Below are 18,436 nucleotides of genomic sequence, written 5' to 3' on the forward strand. Positions count from 1 at the left end.
GTGCGGCGCCCTCCCGCTCGAACGGCAAAGGTTTCGCCCGGCAATGCGGAAGCTCTCGCGCATCTGCTCGGCGCCGTTCCTCCCGAACCGCAGCTCGCCACGCTCGCGGAAAGTGTGCCATCGCCGAGTCGATGGCGGTACGAGCTCAAATTCGATGGTTATCGCATTCTCGCGTATTGCGATCGCGGCCATATCCTGTTGATGTCGCGGCGCGCGCTCGATTGGACCGGCGAGTTTCCCGAAGTGGCCAATGCGCTGCGTGCGCTTCGTCTACCCGCGAGCGTTCTCGATGGGGAGGTTTGCGCCGTCGACGAAGGCGGCATTCCTCGCTTCAACCTGCTTCAGAATCGCGCGGGCGGTGCGCGTCTGGTCTACGTCGCGTTCGATTTGCTTTGGCGGCGTGAGGACCTTCGCCGTGCCCCGCTCGAAGAGCGCCGAAGGGCCCTCGAGAAGCTCGTGGGGCACGATGCCGCGAGCACCGTCTTCGCTTCGACGTCGGCCGAAGGCGATCCTCGCGAGATCCTGCGCTTGGCGTGTCGCGCGGGCTATGAAGGCATCGTGGCGAAGCAGCAAGGCTCCCTCTATAGCCCCGGTCGTTCCCGCACCTGGCTCAAATTGAAATGCAGCAAGCGCCAGGAATTCGGGGTCATTGGCTACGTTCCCATGGTGGGCGGAAAGGTCGTCGGTGCTCTTCTTCTCGCCGTGCGCGAAGGCGATCGGCTCGTGTACGCGGGACGGACGGGGACCGGCTTCACCACCGCCCAACGCGCCGAACTTGCCCGCGGGCTCGATCGCCATCGTGTCGAGGAGCCTCCGGCGGCCGACGTTCCGCGGGATGTCCTGTCCACGGCGATCTGGTCGAAGCCACGCCTCGTCGTGGAAGTCGCCTACCTCGAACGAACCAAGGGAGAATTGCGGCATTCGTCCTTCAAGGGAATTCGCGCGGACAAAACGCCCATGGACTGCACATGGGAAATCAGCGACCCCAACGCGAATCCTAGTTAGTGACGAAGCGGTTCGAAGTAGCGATCGGCGCGGCGGAGGATTGCGCGGGCCAGCGATGTGGAACCTGCGGCGATGGCGTCGCGCTCGTGGTCCGTGAGCTCGGTCCATTCTTGGCGCAAGAAGTCCATATCGGACATGGCCTCGGGATGGCGGAGATCGGGATCCTCCGCGGCAAGCGCGGCGAGCCATGTGAGGGCGCGAGCCTCGCGCGTTTCGGGATCGGCGGCTTCCAACGCATCCACGGCGGCCGGGATGTCCTGCCGCGGATCCCCTGTTGGGTCGCCCGGAAGCCACAAGGCCGTCAGCCCCGCATGGCGCTCATTCATGAGCTCTTCCAGCGATAGCGGGGCTCCCGGTTCGCCGAGCGATACCTCGGAAGGAAGTGGCCCGACATCGATGTAGCGGAGCTCCGCCAGCGCGTTCCAATGCCGTAGCACCACGGAGATGCGGGCTTTCAGCGCGCCGAGATTGTACCGCGGCGCGGGGTCCGCGACCGTGAGCGCCACGGCTCCCCAACACGTGTTTCCCACGGCTGCGGCAAAGGCATCCTCGACCTGATCGCGCTCCTGCCAGTCCAAGGCCTCCTGGACGGCAATGCGAAGGCTGCGCACGAGGTAAAGCCGATAGCCGGGGTAGCCGGATGCCAACAGATCCACCGCTTCGTGGACGATCACCGGCGACTCCGGCGCGACGGCGAGCCATTCGCTGTCGGCGATCATCTCTTGTTGCGGATCGACGAAGCTGCCCGTCCGAGCGTAGCGCTTGGCGAGGAAGAGCGTCATCTCGCCAAGGAGACGCGCCGCCCGGCGATCGGGGCGCCACATGAACGCGGGAAATCGGAGTTGGCTATCCTCCCGATACGGTAGGGTCGTCACGGGTACTGAACGCGAGACTACACTGCACTTGGACCATGCGCACCGGGGTTCGGGCTTGGCCTATGTTTACAGAGATCCACGTCTTCCCAGGGCGGACAATCGCGCCTCGGCGATCGGCGCGCCTCTACCTTTTCTCGGGTCGAGCGTACCAGGCTTCGTGCGGGGACCACTGGGTGCACGCAAGACATGCCGTGTCGTGCCATTGTTTTCGGTCAGGGTCTTCGTCGGCTCGGCGAAACATCGTCCGTAGATTCGGCGGGTTCCTCGGGAAACCGAATGGCGTTTTCCGGGATGACGATGCCGGGGAGCTTGCGTGAAACCCAGATATGGACGGCGGTTGCCGCATCGACTGGCTCGTCCAAGGAGCCGGCTTTGATGGTGACGGATTCCGACGGCCCTTCCGGCTCGTGCCACAATCGAGAGCCGCAGTCCGCGCAGAATGCGCATCGGAGCCTTCCGCCGCTGTCCGTTCCGCGGGTCCACCATTTCGGAGTACCGCGGGTCAATCCGAAGCCCGCGCGGGGAACTTGAAGCGACATGCCGAACGCCGAGGCCGATTGCCTTCGGCATTCGCGGCAATGGCAAATATAAAGCCCCAGAGTCTCGCCCTCGCTTGCGTAACGTACGTTCCCGCACTGACATCCACCGGTGAGCATCACGGCACCAAGAATACGCCGGTTCAATCGAACTTCGGACACATTCGCGCGAGCTTGGTTGAGCTCAATCCGTGCCGACTTGATTTTCCGTGACAATCGGAGCAGCGTCGGGTCCTGATGGATCGACCGTGCCCTTCGCAGGAAGACCTTCAGGCCTTCGCCACGGGACAACTGGACCCGGCGTCGCGCGAGGCCATCGAAGCGCACTTGGCCGATTGTACGAGCTGCAAGCTTTTCGAGCGAATGCCGACGCCGGACAACGAAACGCTCACATCGCATGCGCGTTCGCCCAACGAGCGCCACCCGAGGCGCGATCGATCCCATGGGGCGTCCATTCAACCGGGTACGCTGGTCGGTCGCTATCTGGTGGTCGATTTGATCGGCACCGGCGGAATGGGGAGCGTTTACCGTGCTTACGATCCGAAACTCAATCGCAACGTTGCCCTCAAGCTGATTCGCGTTCGACCGCGCACTGCGGACGACGATCCGCCGCAACCGCGCCTTTTGCGTGAGGCTCAGGCTCTGGCGCAGGTGGTTCACCCGAACGTCGTCGCCATTTTCGATGTCGGTGAGTTTCGCGAACAGGTGTTCTTTGCCATGGAGTTGATCGAGGGCAGCACCTTGCGCGATGTGATGCGCCGCGCCGCACACGATCCACGAACGTCGTTGCGGTTGCTCGATCAGGCGGGACGCGGGCTCGCGGCGGCGCACGACGCGGGCCTGGTCCATCGCGACTTCAAACCCGAGAACGTGCTCGTCGATCGCGAGCAGCGTGCCAAAGTCGTCGATTTCGGCCTCGCACGTGCGGTCAATGCCCACAAAGCCGCGGATCTCGTGTCGGTGCCGCGCCCGGGCGAGTCTCCTTCGATGTTGGACCTCCGCATCACCGAGACGGGCGCATTCCTCGGGACGCCGGCTTACATGGCGCCGGAGCAGTACCTCGGGCAGCATGCCGACGCGCGCAGCGACCAATTCAGTTTCGCCTGCGTGGCCTACGAAGCGCTGTTCGGGCAGCATCCCTTTTTGAAAGGGACCAAGATTTCCATGGTGGCGCTTTGCGCCGGGGAAATCGTGGACACGGGCCGGCGGTTGGATCCGGCATACCTGCGCGTGTTGCGGCGTGGCCTGTCGCGCGATCCTGCGAATCGATACCCATCGCTCGAGCACCTGCTCGATGACTTGGCCCGCGTTCCACGGCGGCGAAGGCGTCGTGGCATCACCATCGCCGCGATCGCGTGCGCCGCGGGGGCCATCCTTGGCGTGCCGGCCATTCAGAAACATCGCGCGCAGCGTTGCGATGCTGCGGCGACGCAGGCGCTTGCCGGGATCTGGGACACGCCGCGACGGGAGAAGATCGAGGCCGTCTTCGTGGGCGACGGGCAGGCCTTCGGGCGCGCTCTATGGAAAAGCGTTGCGGCCGCGGTGGATACGTACGCGGAGCAGTGGAGAAACACGAGCGTGGAGCTCTGTCGGAGCGCGGACGGGTGGCGCTCCGAAGACAGTGCGACGCACGCGCGGTCCGCGTCGTGTCTCGACGAGCGGCGCCGCGAGTTGCGGGCCGCAACCGACGTACTCGCCGAGGGCGATCGGGACGTGCGCGCCCGCGCCCACGAGGTCCTTCTTCGACTCGGCTCGGTATCGAGCTGCCTGAATCCTGCGGTCCTCGCGTTCACGCGGTTGCCGGCGCACGACGCCGCGACCTCCAACACCGTCGAACGCATTCGCGATCTTCTCGCTCAAAGTCGTGCGCTCAATGATGCCCACAAGGTTGCACCCGGAGAATCCGCGGCACGGGAAGCGTTGGAGCTGGCGCGCAAGCTGCCCGACCGAGGGCTCGCCGCGGAAGCGCTCCACCATCTCAGCATGGTGCAGGAAACCGGTGCCGAATACGACGCGTCGGAAGCGAGCATCGTGCAGGCGCTCGCCGAAGCCGAAGCGAGTGGTCAAGAACGATTGCTGCCGTTGATTTGGTTGCAGATGATCCGCGTGATCGGCAACAGCCAAGGACGCACGCGGGACGTCGAGCCTCTGATCCCCTTCGTTCAGGCTACGGTGGAGCGCTTCGATCCCCAAGGCCCGGCCCATGTCGAGCTTTTGTTCGACCTGGGCATCATCGAAACCCGGGCAGGTCGATACGAGGCGGCCGCGGGACACCTCGCCGCGGCCCTGGAGATGTCGCGACGAGTATTCGGTGAGAACAACGTATTTCGTATCGAAATCTACCAGAACTTGGCGATTGCCGAGCAAAGTCTCGGTCAACTCGACAGGGCAAGCGCGCACATCAAATCGGCTTTGAGCGAGACCGAAGCGCTATTTGGTAATGACTATCCGGCCATCGTGGAAACATTGGCTTTGCTGGCACAATTGCTTGGCGAGCAAGGCGACAGTGCGGGAATGCAAGCGGTGGGGCAGCGTGCGCGCGCCATCATCGAGCAATCCTCTTCCCTCGAGAACAAGGACTTGGGGTATTCGCTTTCCACGTTGGGAAGAGCCTATTTGGCGGACGCTCAGCCGGACGTTGCCTTGTCTCTCTATCGCCGTGCGTACGCCATGGCCTCGCCGAACGAGCCGAACCGACATGCCCGCCTTTCCGGTCTTGCTCGCGCCGAAGAGATGCTCGGCCAGCTGGAGGTGGCGCGCAGCTCGTTCGAGGAGGCGCTCGCCATGGGCCGGCGCATGGCAGGCCCCGGTCACGCGCTGACGATCCTCTATGCCGTCGGGTTGGGACGGATCTTGCGCGCGCTGCATCGCGAGCGGGAGGCGCTGCAAGTTTGCACCGCGGTGCTCGAGGCGGCGGAGCGCCCGCCCGTGGCCCGCGGGATCTCCCTCGCATGGGCCCTCTCGTGTGTCGGCGAATCGTACGAGCAGCTCGGCCGGCTCCCCGCCGCAGTGGTGGCGCTCGAACGCGCGCAGAAGCTTCTCGAGGTCGAGGCGATTCCTCCTCGCCCCCTCCAGCGTGGGATTATCGGCTTCGCCCTTGCCCGCGTTCTTTGGGACAGCGGCGGCGATCGCGATCGCGCCCGACGCCTTGCCACCGAAGCGGCCGACACCTTCCGGCATGGCGGCCGCGCCGACGCCGAAAACGCCGTTGCCGTAGAGACATGGCTGACCAAGACATCCACGCCCCAACGATGAACGCTCTTACGCAGAACGAAATGCGATGACGTCTTCGTCGTACCTTCGTGACAACGGCGCGTCCGCGCATCGATCAGCTGTTGGAGGGTAATCCGGCACCCCCTCCCGGACACGAACTGTTCCTTCGGCAACTGTGTGTCGTCACTTCTTAATTTCTTGCGCCGTCGTACCGTTGGAGTAGAGCGTTTGCATCACGGTCGATGTATGATGCCGTGAAGAGGGGCATGCGGCGGGCGCTGACGAAAATACATCGGGTCAACCGCGCGCGCATAAAATAATATTCTCTAGATAGAATATCGAAATGCCGATGATGCACCGACATTTCGTAGCTTTCGCTTGCGCCATCTCGAATCGAGCGACTTCAACAACGGAGACTACGAATGAACGCAACTGCCAACGAATCGGGCGTTTTTGTCGGTAAATTGAACGGCATCAACCAAGAGTTCACGCGGTTTACCAGTCGTGTCTTCCCTTATCCGATCGAAGAGGTGTGGCCTCACATCTCCAAGAGCTATCTGGAACTGCAGCAATTCATTCATGCCTCCCAGGAAACGGCTTCGCCGGTGAAGCTCGTCTCGGGGGGCGACGGCGTGGGCTCGGTCATCGAGTTCGACTGGAACGGACAGCAAGTGCTGGAGAAGCTCGTGGAGCAGGATGACCACGATTACGTGTGGAGCATCATCGTCCCGGGCGAAACGCAGGTGTTCAAGCGTTACAGCGCGAAGCTGGCCTTCGTTCCCATCACCGAGACGGACGACTCGCCGGGCAACACCTTGGCGACACTCGAGTTGAAGATGGTCCTGCAGAAGCCGGAGACCGCCGCCCAGATCTTCTCGCACGTCGACCCGCTGATCCTCCAGCGGTTGCCGAGGCTCGAGGAGTTCATCCAGCAGAAGCACGGATATCAAACTGCACAATTGGCGGAGGAAGTGCAGGTTCCCGCCGACCGGCTCTGGTCCATCATCAGCAATTGGAACGACATCAGTTGGGTGCTCGATGGCCAATCGGTGAAGATCGACGCCAAGGACCCGTACCTTCGCGAGATCCGCTTCAAGGCAGGATATTCGATCTCGGAGCGCTTGGTGTCCAAGGATGACGACAGCCGCACGCTCGAGTACCAAATCCTGAAAGGCTCGTTCCCAGTTAGCTATTACAAAGGTAGAATTCATCTCGAACCGCGGGGGAACGAAAAGAGCGCCTTCCGGTACGATCTTCTTTTCATCCCCACGGGGAACAAGGAAGAAAGCGCAAAGGCGATCCTCGATCGGCTGAAGGCCGGTGTGAAATTCATCAATTCTGCCCTCGGTGGCCGCGCCTCCTAAGAACAACACCTCCACGGAGAAATCATGCCCAAGATTGCGTTGGTGACGGGTACGTCGTCTGGAATCGGATTGTCCTCGGCGGTGGGCTTGGCCCGCGCCGGGTTCACGGTCATTGCAACCCTGCGGGACGTGAAGAAGGCCGGCCCTCTGCGCGAGCGTGCTGCGCGTGAAGGGGTGACGCTCGACATCCGTGCCCTCGACGTCTCCGTGCCGACATCGGTCGACGCCGTCGTTTCGGAAATACTCACCCGCTACGGCAAGGTCGACGTGTTGGTGAACAACGCGGGGGCGGGCTATTTGGGCTCCCTGGAGCAGACTCCGCTCACCGAGTTCGAGCGGATGATGGACGTGAACTTCTTCGGAGTGGTCCGTACGACCAAAGCGCTATTCCCGCACATGCGTGCCGCGCGCTCCGGGCGCATCATCACCGTGTCGAGCGTCGGCGGTCTCCTCGGTCAGCCCTTCAACGATGCATACTGCGCCGCCAAGTTTGCCGTTGAAGGGCTGATGGAGAGCCTCGTGCCCATGGCACGGGCCTTCGGTGTGCACCTCTCGCTCATCGAACCCGGGCCCGTGAATACCGAGTTCGTGAACAACGTGCTCGAGGCGACCGGGCGCCAACCCGCTGCGTCGAACGATCCGTACGCACCGATGCTCAAATCGTACATGAGCGCCGTGGAGGCTCGTTATTCCTCGGAAGCGCAAACGGGCGACGACATTGCGCGCATCATCGTGGAGGCGGCAACCACCGATGCGCCGCATTTCCGCTATCCAACGTCGGACATGGTCAAGACTGTGGCGTCCTACAAGTACACGGATCCGACGGGCAACGTGGTGTTCAAACTGAGCGCGGCGGTGTCCGGGGAAAAGTCGAAATAGCATCCCAACGCCGCACCGGCGGGCGCTTCAATCGTTGCGCCCGCCTTTGGAGCGTGCTACCTCACCGGTCGTCGATTCCGGATGAGTGGTCCTGCGGCCGTGCGCCTTCGAGCGCCCCGCGGGAGCCCTTGCGGAGTGGCAATAGCGCTGCCTACTCCGCAAGAGGGGCGATCCATTCCATCGAGGTCGCAAGCCATGGCTCATCTGAAAATCGATATTCTTGCAGCACGCGCGGCGCGCTTGGCGGCCGTGTCGGGACTGCCGCTCGTTCTCGCGTCATGCTCCGGGGCGGACGCCGACGAAACGCAGGCATCCGGTGGCGCGCACGTCCTCGAGCGCGTGACGGAGAGTACGCCGATTTATTCGTACGCCGATGCCGTTCGCGAGGCGGTGTGGGTCGAAACGACGCTCGACAACGACGGTGATGGCAAGCCCGATAAAGTGGCCGTGGACATCGTGCGACCTCGGCTTCCCGCGGGCGACACGACGAAGGTCCCCGTCATCCTCGAGGCGTCGCCGTATTACAGCAATCGAGGACGCGGAAACGAGGCGGAGCTGAAGAGCTACGACGCGTCCGGCGTCATTCGAAAAATGCCGTTGTATTATGATAACTACTTCGTGCCGCGGGGATATGCCTTCATCGGCGTCGACCTGGCGGGCACCAATCGCTCGACGGGCTGCCTCGACGTGGGCGGAAAAGAAGAGATTCTCGCCACGAAAGCCGTCATCGATTGGCTCAACGGGCGCGCGACGGCACGGCGTGCGAACGGCACGGCGGTGGTCGCCGATTGGACGACGGGCAAGGTCGGCATGATTGGGAAATCGTGGGACGGGACCATCGCCAATGGCGTGGCCGCCACGGGAGTCGACGGCTTGGCGACCATCGTACCCATTGCCGGGATCAGCAGCTGGTACGTTTACGTTCGCGCCAACGGCACGCTCCGCGGCTCGAATCGGATGAGCGGACTGGCCACGAGCATGAGCGGCCGCCCCTCCGGCGTTTGCGATGCCCAAACGCGCGCCCTCCGAACGGGCCAGGACGACGCCACCGGCAACTACAACGATTTCTATGCCCAGCGCGATTACATTCCCGACGTATCCAAAGTTCGCGCGAGCGTGTTCGTCGTCCATGGACTCAACGACTGGAACGTGACGCCGCATCAATTTGGTCCTTGGTGGAATGCGCTGGCAGCCCGGAACGTGCCGCGCAAGATCTGGCTGCCACAGGTGGCCCACGTGGATCCGTTCGATTTCCGGCGCGAGGAGTGGGTCAATACCCTGCATCGCTGGTTCGATCATTGGCTTCTGGGCTTGGACAACGGCATCATGCAGGAGCCGATGGCGTCCGTCGAACGCGCGCCGGGGATGTGGACCGACGATGCCGTTTGGCCTGCGCAGGGCGTGCACACGGAGTCGCTCGCATTGGGCATTGGCGACGGGCGCACGGGCACCATCGGAGGGCTCCCCTCCAGCACGGAGGTGGCGCCGGTCCGCACCTTCACGGACGTTCCATCGTTGACCGAAGCCGATGCCACCTCGAGCCCGAACACGTCCAAGAATGGGCGCCTCGTCTTCTTGAGCCAGAAGCTCACCAGGGCGATTCGGATTTCCGGCGCGGCCAACGTGAAGTTGCGCATTCGCGCCAACAAGCCGACGACCGAATTCACCGCGCGCCTTGTCGATTATGGCAGCGCCAGCCGGAATCTCAGTTTCCGATCGGGCGTGGACGGGATCGTCAATCTGACGACGTCTTCATGCTGGGGCGAATCGTCGACGGGCGACGATGCTTGCTACAAGGACACGAAACTCGATGTTTCGAATACCGATTACGGAGTCATCACGCGCGGCTGGCTCGATGCCGCACACCGCGACTCACTTCGGAATCCGACCTCACTGAATTCGAGCACGTGGTACGAGGTCGTGGTGCCGCTCGACGTGGACGACGCCGTCATCGATGCGGGGCACGTCCTCGGCCTGGTCATCGTTGCCAGCGACCGCGAATTGACCGCCCCGCAAACGACGGGTGCCACCATCGACGTCGACCTTGCAACGTCCACGCTGCGTCTTCCCATCGTGGATACGGGGGCGACCTCGGTCTCCGCGCGTGAGGTTCTCGCGCCCGCCGAGGACGCGACCGCGCCCGTCGCCCCTTGGATCCATGCTCCCCGTCCGACGGATTGGCCCGACAGCTTCGATCCCACGGCGACGTTCTACTGATCGCTCAATACTGGGTAGCCTGCAATGTCCACAGATGGTCTTGTGTTCCATTGTCCTCGAATTGCACGACATTGGCACTGTCCTCCGTGGACATTCCGGATACGGCGAGGAGCTTGCCACTGTTCGAGTTTTTGATCTTGAATCGCCCTCCGCCCGTGTCGATCAGCCGCCACACGTGATCGGGACCGCCATCGTCACTCCATTGGACCGCGCCCGCGCTGTTCTCGAGGGAGGCGTGGCGGATCCCGAGGACCAGATGGCTATTTTCGTTCACGATTTTGAACTGCCCACCCGGGGCGCGCACGAACCGCCACAAATGGTCGCGCGTGCCATTGTCACGGTATTGCTGGACCTGGGCACCGGCCTGGTGCGCCGCGTTCTCGACGGCGAGCAATTTGCCGCTGTGCACGTTCACCAGGTGAAACACTGGCTCGCCCCATGCTTCGAATTCGCTCAGGCCCCAGCCCACGTTGCCACCTCGGTTGGGTGCGACGACGCGAAGCTTGGACGTGGCGAGCGTCGGAAAGCGAATCGTCTGTCGTGCATTGGCCGCCGGCAGCGACGGGGAACGCGCCTGATTCGGCACCGATGACCAGGCGCCGTTGCTCCAATATTGGAGATCGTAACTCGCGGGAACGCGCACACCCCCCGCGTCGTCGTAGAAGTACAGGGTCACATTGCCAAGGATGACCTGGCGCTGAAAATCGATGCCGAAATGGTCCTGGGCGTTGGGGCTCGCATAGGTGGTCCAGCGGCTGTTCTGCGGAATGCCATTGCGGTAAACGATGCCGTCGATCGCGCGCCAAACATCGTCGTACGGCGACGTGTACGATGCGAATGGCTGCACGCCGTGGCCGAAATGCTGGCCATTGGCCGCCAGGTTCACCCGCGTCTCCGAGGGGGCGAGCACCGCGGGCCCGACGTCGACGGTGAGCGCGTTCGTCGACGGCTGGCTCGCGCGTTTCGTCCCGTCGACGTACACGTGCAGCCCCGGCCCCGCTCCGTAACGGGTGCCCGTGCGGTCCCACAGAATCGTCAACAGGTGCCCATGGTAAGGTGCATTCTCGAGGGCGAAATAGTCCCAGCTCGCGGGGGCCAAGGGCGCCACGGTCACGCGTGGATCGGGGCGTCCACGAAGGCCGATCAGCCCGGAGATGACGTTGTCGGCGTACGTCGAATGGTTGTAATCCTCACTGTGATTGTACCCGTCGTACATCCATGAGTCCAAATCGGGCTGATGGGCCTCCGCGACATACGGAGAGCCATTCTTGAATTGCGTCACGGCGTACGTGTGAAGCAGCGCGACGTAGTCACCCGCCGAAATGTCTCCCTGGGGCGAGTAATCGAGGAGCACGTTTTCCACCGCGGTTAGGATCTGCGAGGTGGCAAAGGGCCACGAGGGGCCATTCCAGCGGCAGCAGCCGTCGTTGGCCTCGTGCATGAACCAGTGGCTCCGCCGCTCCGTGGTGGTGGGGCCGTAGGGGGCGCCGAACCCATTGGGATCGAGAAGCTGCCGAAACGCGATGGAGGCCGAGGGAGGCGCCATATCGAACATCCACGGAATGAACCCCATGGCCTCGCGCGAGGAGGTGAACGCCTTCGTCGGATTCTCGTCGCGGGCAATGCCATAGAAGAATTGGCGCTGGGGATCCCACAAATGCGCTTTCAGGGCACTTTGCAGTGCGGAGGCGCGGGCGTCGAAGTCGCTGGCCAGGGCCGAGTCTCCTGCGAGGCGAGCCATCTTGGCAATGGCGCGCGCGTCCCCATACTGGTACGCGTTGAGCGTGGGCCGGTATCCGGCGCCACCATGGTACGGATCTCTCGATTCGTACGACGACGCCGAGAGCTCCGTGGCATCCCACACGGGAACCTGCCAATACAGGCCGAGCGTTGCGTCGAATTGGTGGTCCCACCCGTGGTATTGGGCCACCAGAGGAGCGAGCTCCCCCAAGGTAAATGACGTATCGCCGGTGGCGAGGTAGTGATCCCACACCGCGCTGGCCGCCCAAAAGCTGTATTCGTGGGCCCAATCGGTGGTATTGGGATTGACCGATTCGTCTTTCGGTTTGGGAAAGATCCCCGGCCCGTTGAGCCAATAGTCGATGATGTCCTTCGCGTAGGTCGGATCGCGAAGCCAGCGTCCCTCGCGGATGTGATGCCCGGCCGCGGCATTGATGCCGCCGTACGGTGCGCCATAGAAAACGGGGGTCAAAAACTCGTTCGAGAGAAAGCCATACTGAGCCCCCGTGTACACCAGGTGCTGCTTGTAGCTTTGCCATCGGTAGTAATAAACGCGCTGAATGGCATCGTCCGGTGCCTCGAAAAAAGGGATGTTGCGCTCGAACCACCCTGGATCCTCCACCTGACCGAGGAGTGCCGCATGATTCAGGAACGACGTTCCCGTGGCCAGCGCGATGGACTCCGCACGCGAACGCGAGCTGCCATCCGTGTCGATGCATCCCGCGATGGCCAACCCACCTGCGAGCACACCGCACCAGGTCCCCTTTGCGGTCAGCATGCACGCGACGATATCACTGACCGCGCACCCGCGCTCGTGCCCACTCGCAGTGCCACGATTCGGTACCAAATGATCGGAGGTGTCGAGCCCACTCTGTCGTTCGGAAGACCTCCACTGAACTTCGATGGGGCCCTGGTCCAAATGCGGTTCACGTCGCGTGTTGCAACCGCAATTTCGATGTCGGATTCATTTTGATCCGACGCGGGTGCGCTCCGTGAGCTAAACGTTTGCGTACGGAGAAAATGGGGTACCCATGGACGCTTTCCGTCACGCGCTGCGCCGTCGCCATATTTCCAAGTTGAAGTATCTGTTCTTGGTCATTGGCATGCTTGTGCTCGTGGCCGTCGGCCAAGTTCGAAGCGCGCCACGTGCGTGCGATTTGGGCGAGGACCATTGCCACACGGAAGGCCAGTGCTTCGTCGCCGGGACACTCGTGGCGACGCCGTCGGGGGAACGTCCCATCGAGAGCCTCGCGGTGGGCGATCTGGTGTTGGCCCGCGGAGAGTCGGACGACGTGGTCGCACCTCGTCACATCACCCGCACATTCGTCCGTGCCGCACCTTCGTTGGTCGATGTGATTTGGATGACGATCGATGGCGAGCGCGAGCGCGTTCGTTCAACCCCTGAACATCCCTATTTCACCCTCGACCGCGGGTGGATTGCGGCTGAGGAACTTCGCGTCAACGAAGCATTGCTCGATCGCGATGGCCACGAAGTGCACGTCGCCAAGGTGCTGCCCATCCCGCAGGAGGCGATGGTCTACAACCTCGAGGTCGATGTCGACCATACGTTCTTCGTCGGTCGCACGGGCATCTGGGTTCACAACCAGTGCATGCGCGACGACTTCGGGGTGCCCGGAGGGCCGGGAGGCAAACCCGGGAAGTGGGGCAAAGGCGGCAAAGGCGGCAAGGGCGGCAAAGCGGGCCCGGGGGGCGGCGCTCCTCCCGGCAACTCCAAAGGAGATCCGGGGAACTCGAAAAAGCCGCCGCCGGATTCGACGAATGACAAGAACCCTGGAAATTCCAAAGGAGACCCGGGGAACTCGCGAGGCGATCCCGGGAACTCGAAAGGCGATCCCGGGAATTCGAAAAAGCCGCCGCCGGATCCTTGTGCCAAGAGCGGCGGAAAACCGGACAGCCCCGCCAGCACCGGAGGCAAAATCACCGCCGATCCCGATGGGGCCGTCTTCTGGTCTGGGCGCGACAGCAAGGGAACGGACGTCAAAGAATCCGCCGAGGCCTGGGCCAGGGCCAATGGCCGCAACACCCTCGAGGGCAGGATCAAGGATCAGGGCATCTGTTCCGCGAAATGGAATCCCAAGGACCCGACGACGAAAGATTGGTGGCGAACCGAATCCCGCATTTACGCAGGGAAGGCGAGCGGCAATGCGTACTTCTTCGCGGGCTCCGATCGGCGCGACAACTCCACGTGGGACCGCATCGAGTTTCCTCAGCTCAAGGCGAACCCCAAGGTCAACTGCGTCTATCAGGTCGACGCCGACACCTTGCAGCAGAAGTTGATCTATACGAAGCCCGGGGCGAGCTGCAAATAGTCGGTCGCTACAAACCGATTCGCGTATTTTTGGCAAACGACGTCGATGTTTGCCATTGCTGCCAGGCACTGCGGATCGCATCCGCCGAGTTGCTCGAAATGTTTGGCGTCGTCCTCCACGACGTCGGTCCGTACCATCCCCAGGGCGTGGGATTCAGGGCATTCGTGGATTTGTAGGACCACATGGTCCAACTCAGTCCGGCGTTGTTGTACGCATTTTTCGTATAGGTCCACGCGTTCGGATAATCGAAGCAGTTGAACTCGCCAATGTAGCCCGGCACATTCCAGGAGGCGTGATTGTTGAAATCCGCCACCTGCCGATCCGTGCCCGCTCGGACCTGCGCCTCGGTGCCATTGAATTGGTACTCGTGCATCTCGTAGACGACGTTGGTCCAGCCGTACTGCGAGGGAGGCGGGAGCATGCTCCAGTTCCAATTGCCGAACGTTCCCTCCATGAAGATCATGTGATCGGGATCGACCGAGCGAATCGACGAATAGAGGTTTCTGTACGCGTCCCACACGGCCTGCGTGTTCGGGGCACCCGTGGGCTCGTTGAGCAAGTCGTAGCCGGCCACCGTGGGGTTTCCCTTGTAGCGGTTGGCGATTTGCCACCACATCCACGCCGTATTCCCCTTGTTGTTGTCGCTGTTCCAATATTGGTTCTGGTTCGAGCGACCGGTGTGGTCGGCCGTGCTTTGTCCTCCGACGGCACCATGCATGTCGATGATGACGTAAAGCCCCCGCGCACCCGCATTGTTCACCACCCAATCGAGCATCTCGAAGGCGTCGGAGCGCCAACCGCCATTGGAGATGTTGTTGATGGGATAAAAATTGCCGTACCAGACCGGTACGCGCAGGGCGTTGTATCCAGCGTTCCTCACATTGTCGAGATCCAGCGTGGTAAGCCACGCTTGCTGATACGATTTGATGAGGCTTTGCTCGGTGGCGATGCCAAAGCGGTTGTCGAGTTGCTGCAGGACGGCGTAATTGTCCGCGAGGCTGCCGCTGTCCATGGGCGTCATCCACTTCTCGAACACCAGCCAGCCGCCAAGGTTGAATCCACGCAATGGGACGACCTGGCCGCTCGCGTTGACGATGTTGCGGCCCTGCGTGTGGAGCATACTCGGTGCGAGCGCCAAGGATTGCTTGGCGACGGTCTCGTTTTCCACCGTGCGGGCCTGCTCTTCGCTGGAACCGTCGACGGCACAGGCCGCGAGTCCCATCACGAATGCACTCAACAAAAACCGTGTGCCGCCACGAACGAGTGTCATCGGGCCCTACCTCCGGTTGGAATGAGTTATCAATCGCTGCTCGGGCAACTAGGTGGTCACCCGGGAGCTTGGCGGCTTTGATGTTAATCATACGCATTACAGGGTCAAGCAGGACGTGTATCTGAGCCGGCGGGATCTCTTTGTCGGTACGGACCAGTAGGACGGAGTGGAATACGAGGAGGCCCATTGCGCGAATGTCGCATTGCGCGATTGTCGCGACGCCGCGACAAATTCCACGAGGGTGCGATTTGTACGGCGCGGCCAATCCATTTAGAGGACGAAGGATGAAAACTTCGCGGGTGCTTCCCGTACTTCTCGTTGGACTCTCGCTTTCCACATTGGCCCATGCCCAAGGGCCCGCGCCCGTCCCCAAGGAGGACCCTCTCGAATCCGGGACGGTGGGCCTCGAGATTGGACTGCGCACGGGTTTCGCTCTTCCTTTTGGCCAGATCGCGGACCGCGCCCCGGACATTTCGGAATACGTCACGGGCCAGGTCCCCTTTTGGCTGGATGCCGGTTATCGCATCATTCCCGAATTGTACGTGGGCGGGTATGCCCAATACGGTATCGGCATTACCAAGAATTGCCCGTCCGGAATCAGCTGCTCCGCGAACGATGTTCGCCTTGGCATCAACGTCCAGTACCACCCCACGCCCTTGCAGGTCACCGACCCATGGATCGGCCTCGGTTTCGGCTACGAGGTTTTCAACCTGTCGCAGTCGACGACGCGCGGAGAAAGCGCTGACGCCTCGGCCAAAGGTTGGGAGTTTGCCAATTTTCAAACCGGCGTCGACTTTCGGGCGTCCCCCAACTTTCGCATCGGTCCCTTCGTCAGCTTCTCGCTCGACCAGACGGCGACGATCAGCCAGGGCAGCCTCTCCTCGAGCGACTTCGACAAAGCGCTCCACATGTGGCTCTTTTTCGGCCTCCGTGGGGCATTCGTGGTCGGCGGTTAGCCTGAATCAATCGGCCTCTACGCCATTTCGTGGCGATTGGATATCGATGGCTCGGACGATCGGCCCCATAGAAGGCGCTCATCCCGGAGGAATGCGATGAACCGTCGAGACTTCGTGACAGCGAGCTTGGCCTCCTTGACCGTGGCGTGTACCCGGAGTGCGCCCGCAGCGCACGCGGGCACACCCGAACTACGGCTTCCGCCCGACGGAGGCGTCCGAACGGGAGGTTCGCGCATGATCGACATTGGCGGAGGGCATCGCGTTTGGACGAAAAAGGTCGGCGATGCGCCCATCAAGGTGCTCCTCCTCCATGGCGGGCCGGGGGCCGATCATTCGTATTTCGAATGTTTCGAGGACTTTCTTCCGCCGAACGGTATCGAGTTTTATTACTACGATCAGCTCGATTCGACGAATTCGGACAAGCCAGACGATCCAAAGCTCTGGACGGTGGAACGCTACCGCGACGAGGTCGAGTCCGTGCGAAAGGGGCTCGGGCTCGAGCGTTTCTACCTCTTGGGGCATTCGTGGGGTGGAATGCTCGCCATGGAGTATGCGCTCGCGTACCCCGACCATCTCGATGGGGTGATCATCTCCAACATGGTGGCCAGCGTCCCGTCGTACATGGCCTACATGGGCAAGCTTCGCGCGGCCTTGCCCAAAGATGTGCAGGCCACGTTGGACAAATACGAAAAGGTCGGAAACTACGAGGCGCCCGAATACCAAAAGGTCATGTTGGAGCAGGTCTACACCCGGCATATCTGCCGGCTCGACCCGTGGCCGGAGCCCATCGAGCGGACTTTTCGCAATTTGAATGCCAAGATTTACAACTACATGCAGGGCCCCAACGAATTCGTCGTCACGGGCACCTTCAAGAATTGGGATCGCTGGGCGGAGCTTCCGCGCATTCGGGCTCGCACGTTGGTCATGGGCGCCAAATACGACGAAATGGATCCGGAGGCGTTGCGCAAGATGGCGACCCTCATCCCGCACGCGCGCGCGTGGATTTCCGAGAAGGGAAGCCACATGGTGATGTACGACGATCAAATGCCGTATTTTCGCGAGCTCCTGCGCTTTCTCCAATCAGGATAGACGCGTCGGTGCACCGGTGCAGGCTCGGCGGACGCACCCACGAAACCAAGTATGGCCCGCGTCGTTGTCCAGGCGCGGGCTCCATGCTTGCGCAAACGTGAGCTTCGACGGTGTGCCGGTCACGGACAATCGACGCAGGCCGAACGCCCCCAGCACGATGGCGGCCAGCCGCGCCGGGAGAACGGTGTAAGCGTCGCTTTCACGCACCAACGATGCCGCGGCCAGAAACGATGGCACGATGCGACTCGGTGGCCGGCCGCGTTGTCGGCTCGGGAGCTTGCGCAGGGCTTCCTCCCGTCGCGTCTTCGTGGCGACGGCGACTTCCTCGAGTGCGGTGAGGCGTTTCGGACTGATTCGACGCCCGGCCCATGGGTGGTCCTGCCGGACGACGGGAACGAGGTCGTCCTGATAGAGGCGTTGAATGCGCACGTCGGGCGCGCGCCCGTGCTGCACGCCGATGTCGAGATCGACTTCGAGCCCGTCGGTCGATGCGACGAAATGAAGGGCTACGCGCGGTGCTTCGCGGCGCACGAGCATCTCGAGCACGCGGCCCAGGGTCACGATGACGGCATCGGATGCTCGGATCACGAAGGTTCGCTCGAGCGTGGCGACGTCCAGCGGCTGCTCGGGCCGAAGCAGCGCATCGATCTCGTTCGCCACCACGCCCACGCGATCACGCATGGCCAGCGCCCGCGGCGTGGGCACCAGGCGATTGCCCGCGCGCACGAAGAGCGGATCCCCAACGGCGGCCCGCAACCGTGCAAGCGTGTGGCTCATCGCCGGCGGGCTAATGTTCATGCGGCGTGCGGCACCGGTCACGCTGCCTTCGCGGAGGAGCGCATCGAGGGCCAGCAGAAGGTTCGCATCGGCGGATTGCATCTTGTGCATCTAGCATGTTCGTATGTTTCAATCGATTCATTCTGCCTGCGCACTAGATTCTTGGGAAATCGCTCAGGAGGTAA

12 protein-coding genes are annotated in these 18,436 nt (G+C 62.4%); 8 read left to right on the forward strand and 4 right to left on the reverse strand.

The annotated features are described in order from the left end of the window. Entirely contained in the window at window positions 1-1,005 is a 1,005-nt protein-coding gene (gene ligD, locus LZC95_47795) for a non-homologous end-joining DNA ligase (GenBank protein ID WXA94136.1), read from the forward strand. Here the strand turns inward: ligD and LZC95_47800 are convergent. Further along, window positions 1,002-1,880 (reverse strand): hypothetical protein, encoded by an 879-nt coding sequence (locus LZC95_47800; GenBank protein ID WXA94137.1) that lies wholly within the window; start codon window positions 1,878-1,880, stop codon window positions 1,002-1,004. The two genes, ligD and LZC95_47800, sit on opposite strands and share 4 nt — an antisense overlap. Window positions 1,881-2,653: 773 nt before the next feature. Between LZC95_47800 and LZC95_47805 the strand changes: the two genes are divergently transcribed. From LZC95_47805 to LZC95_47820, 4 genes are all read left to right on the forward strand, one after another. Beyond that, the gene (locus LZC95_47805) at window positions 2,654-5,671 is read left to right on the forward strand and encodes a tetratricopeptide repeat protein (protein ID WXA94138.1); all 3,018 of its coding nucleotides are present in this window, start codon (window positions 2,654-2,656) and stop codon (window positions 5,669-5,671) included. 380 nt (window positions 5,672-6,051) lie between these two features. Beyond that, window positions 6,052-6,993 (forward strand): SRPBCC family protein, encoded by a 942-nt coding sequence (locus LZC95_47810; protein ID WXA94139.1) that lies wholly within the window; start codon window positions 6,052-6,054, stop codon window positions 6,991-6,993. Between the two features lie 24 nt (window positions 6,994-7,017). Further along, a complete protein-coding gene (locus LZC95_47815; protein ID WXA94140.1) occupies window positions 7,018-7,872 on the forward strand; it encodes an SDR family oxidoreductase in 855 nt (284 codons plus the stop codon). A 195-nt stretch (window positions 7,873-8,067) separates the two neighbouring features. Further along, window positions 8,068-10,089: a Xaa-Pro dipeptidyl-peptidase gene (locus LZC95_47820; protein ID WXA94141.1), complete on the forward strand. Its 2,022-nt coding sequence runs from the start codon at window positions 8,068-8,070 to the stop codon at window positions 10,087-10,089. A 4-nt stretch (window positions 10,090-10,093) separates the two neighbouring features. Here the strand turns inward: LZC95_47820 and LZC95_47825 are convergent, their stop codons facing one another. Beyond that, window positions 10,094-12,607: an RICIN domain-containing protein gene (locus LZC95_47825; protein ID WXA94142.1), complete on the reverse strand. Its 2,514-nt coding sequence runs from the start codon at window positions 12,605-12,607 to the stop codon at window positions 10,094-10,096. 253 nt (window positions 12,608-12,860) lie between these two features. Between LZC95_47825 and LZC95_47830 the strand changes: the two genes are divergently transcribed. After that, complete coding sequence (locus LZC95_47830) at window positions 12,861-14,159, forward strand: Hint domain-containing protein (GenBank protein WXA94143.1); 1,299 nt, start codon at window positions 12,861-12,863, stop codon at window positions 14,157-14,159. 7 nt (window positions 14,160-14,166) lie between these two features. Here LZC95_47830 and LZC95_47835 read toward each other — a convergent pair whose 3' ends face one another. Further along, window positions 14,167-15,429 (reverse strand): glycoside hydrolase family 5 protein, encoded by a 1,263-nt coding sequence (locus tag LZC95_47835; GenBank protein ID WXA94144.1) that lies wholly within the window; start codon window positions 15,427-15,429, stop codon window positions 14,167-14,169. Between the two features lie 284 nt (window positions 15,430-15,713). On the opposite strand from LZC95_47835, the gene LZC95_47840 reads away from it, so the two are divergent. Then, on the forward strand, window positions 15,714-16,385 hold the full coding sequence (locus tag LZC95_47840) for a hypothetical protein (protein WXA94145.1): 672 nt from the start codon (window positions 15,714-15,716) through the stop codon (window positions 16,383-16,385). A gap of 234 nt (window positions 16,386-16,619) precedes the next feature. Then, on the forward strand, window positions 16,620-17,474 hold the full coding sequence (locus LZC95_47845) for a proline iminopeptidase-family hydrolase (protein WXA94146.1): 855 nt from the start codon (window positions 16,620-16,622) through the stop codon (window positions 17,472-17,474). Here the strand turns inward: LZC95_47845 and LZC95_47850 are convergent. Further along, a complete protein-coding gene (locus LZC95_47850) occupies window positions 17,466-18,353 on the reverse strand; it encodes a LysR family transcriptional regulator (GenBank protein WXA94147.1) in 888 nt (295 codons plus the stop codon). The two genes, LZC95_47845 and LZC95_47850, sit on opposite strands and share 9 nt — an antisense overlap. Between the last annotated feature and the right edge of the window lie 83 nt (window positions 18,354-18,436).

Source organism: Sorangiineae bacterium MSr12523 (assembly GCA_037157775.1).
Classification (GTDB): domain Bacteria; phylum Myxococcota_A; class Polyangia; order Polyangiales; family Polyangiaceae; genus Pendulispora; species Pendulispora brunnea.

What these genes read in the sequence shown, in the direction of transcription:
- LZC95_47825 (WXA94142.1), bottom strand. Translation starts at nt 12,607, where the DNA reads ATGCTGACCGCAAAGGGGACCTGGTGCGGTGTGCTCGCAGGTGGGTTG.
- LZC95_47830 (WXA94143.1), top strand. Translation starts at nt 12,861, where the DNA reads ATGGACGCTTTCCGTCACGCGCTGCGCCGTCGCCATATTTCCAAGTTG.
- LZC95_47845 (WXA94146.1), top strand. Translation starts at nt 16,620, where the DNA reads ATGATCGACATTGGCGGAGGGCATCGCGTTTGGACGAAAAAGGTCGGC.
- LZC95_47820 (WXA94141.1), top strand. Translation starts at nt 8,068, where the DNA reads ATGGCTCATCTGAAAATCGATATTCTTGCAGCACGCGCGGCGCGCTTG.
- LZC95_47810 (WXA94139.1), top strand. Translation starts at nt 6,052, where the DNA reads ATGAACGCAACTGCCAACGAATCGGGCGTTTTTGTCGGTAAATTGAAC.
- LZC95_47850 (WXA94147.1), bottom strand. Translation starts at nt 18,353, where the DNA reads ATGCAATCCGCCGATGCGAACCTTCTGCTGGCCCTCGATGCGCTCCTC.
- LZC95_47805 (WXA94138.1), top strand. Translation starts at nt 2,654, where the DNA reads ATGGATCGACCGTGCCCTTCGCAGGAAGACCTTCAGGCCTTCGCCACG.
- LZC95_47815 (WXA94140.1), top strand. Translation starts at nt 7,018, where the DNA reads ATGCCCAAGATTGCGTTGGTGACGGGTACGTCGTCTGGAATCGGATTG.
- LZC95_47835 (WXA94144.1), bottom strand. Translation starts at nt 15,429, where the DNA reads ATGACACTCGTTCGTGGCGGCACACGGTTTTTGTTGAGTGCATTCGTG.
- LZC95_47840 (WXA94145.1), top strand. Translation starts at nt 15,714, where the DNA reads ATGAAAACTTCGCGGGTGCTTCCCGTACTTCTCGTTGGACTCTCGCTT.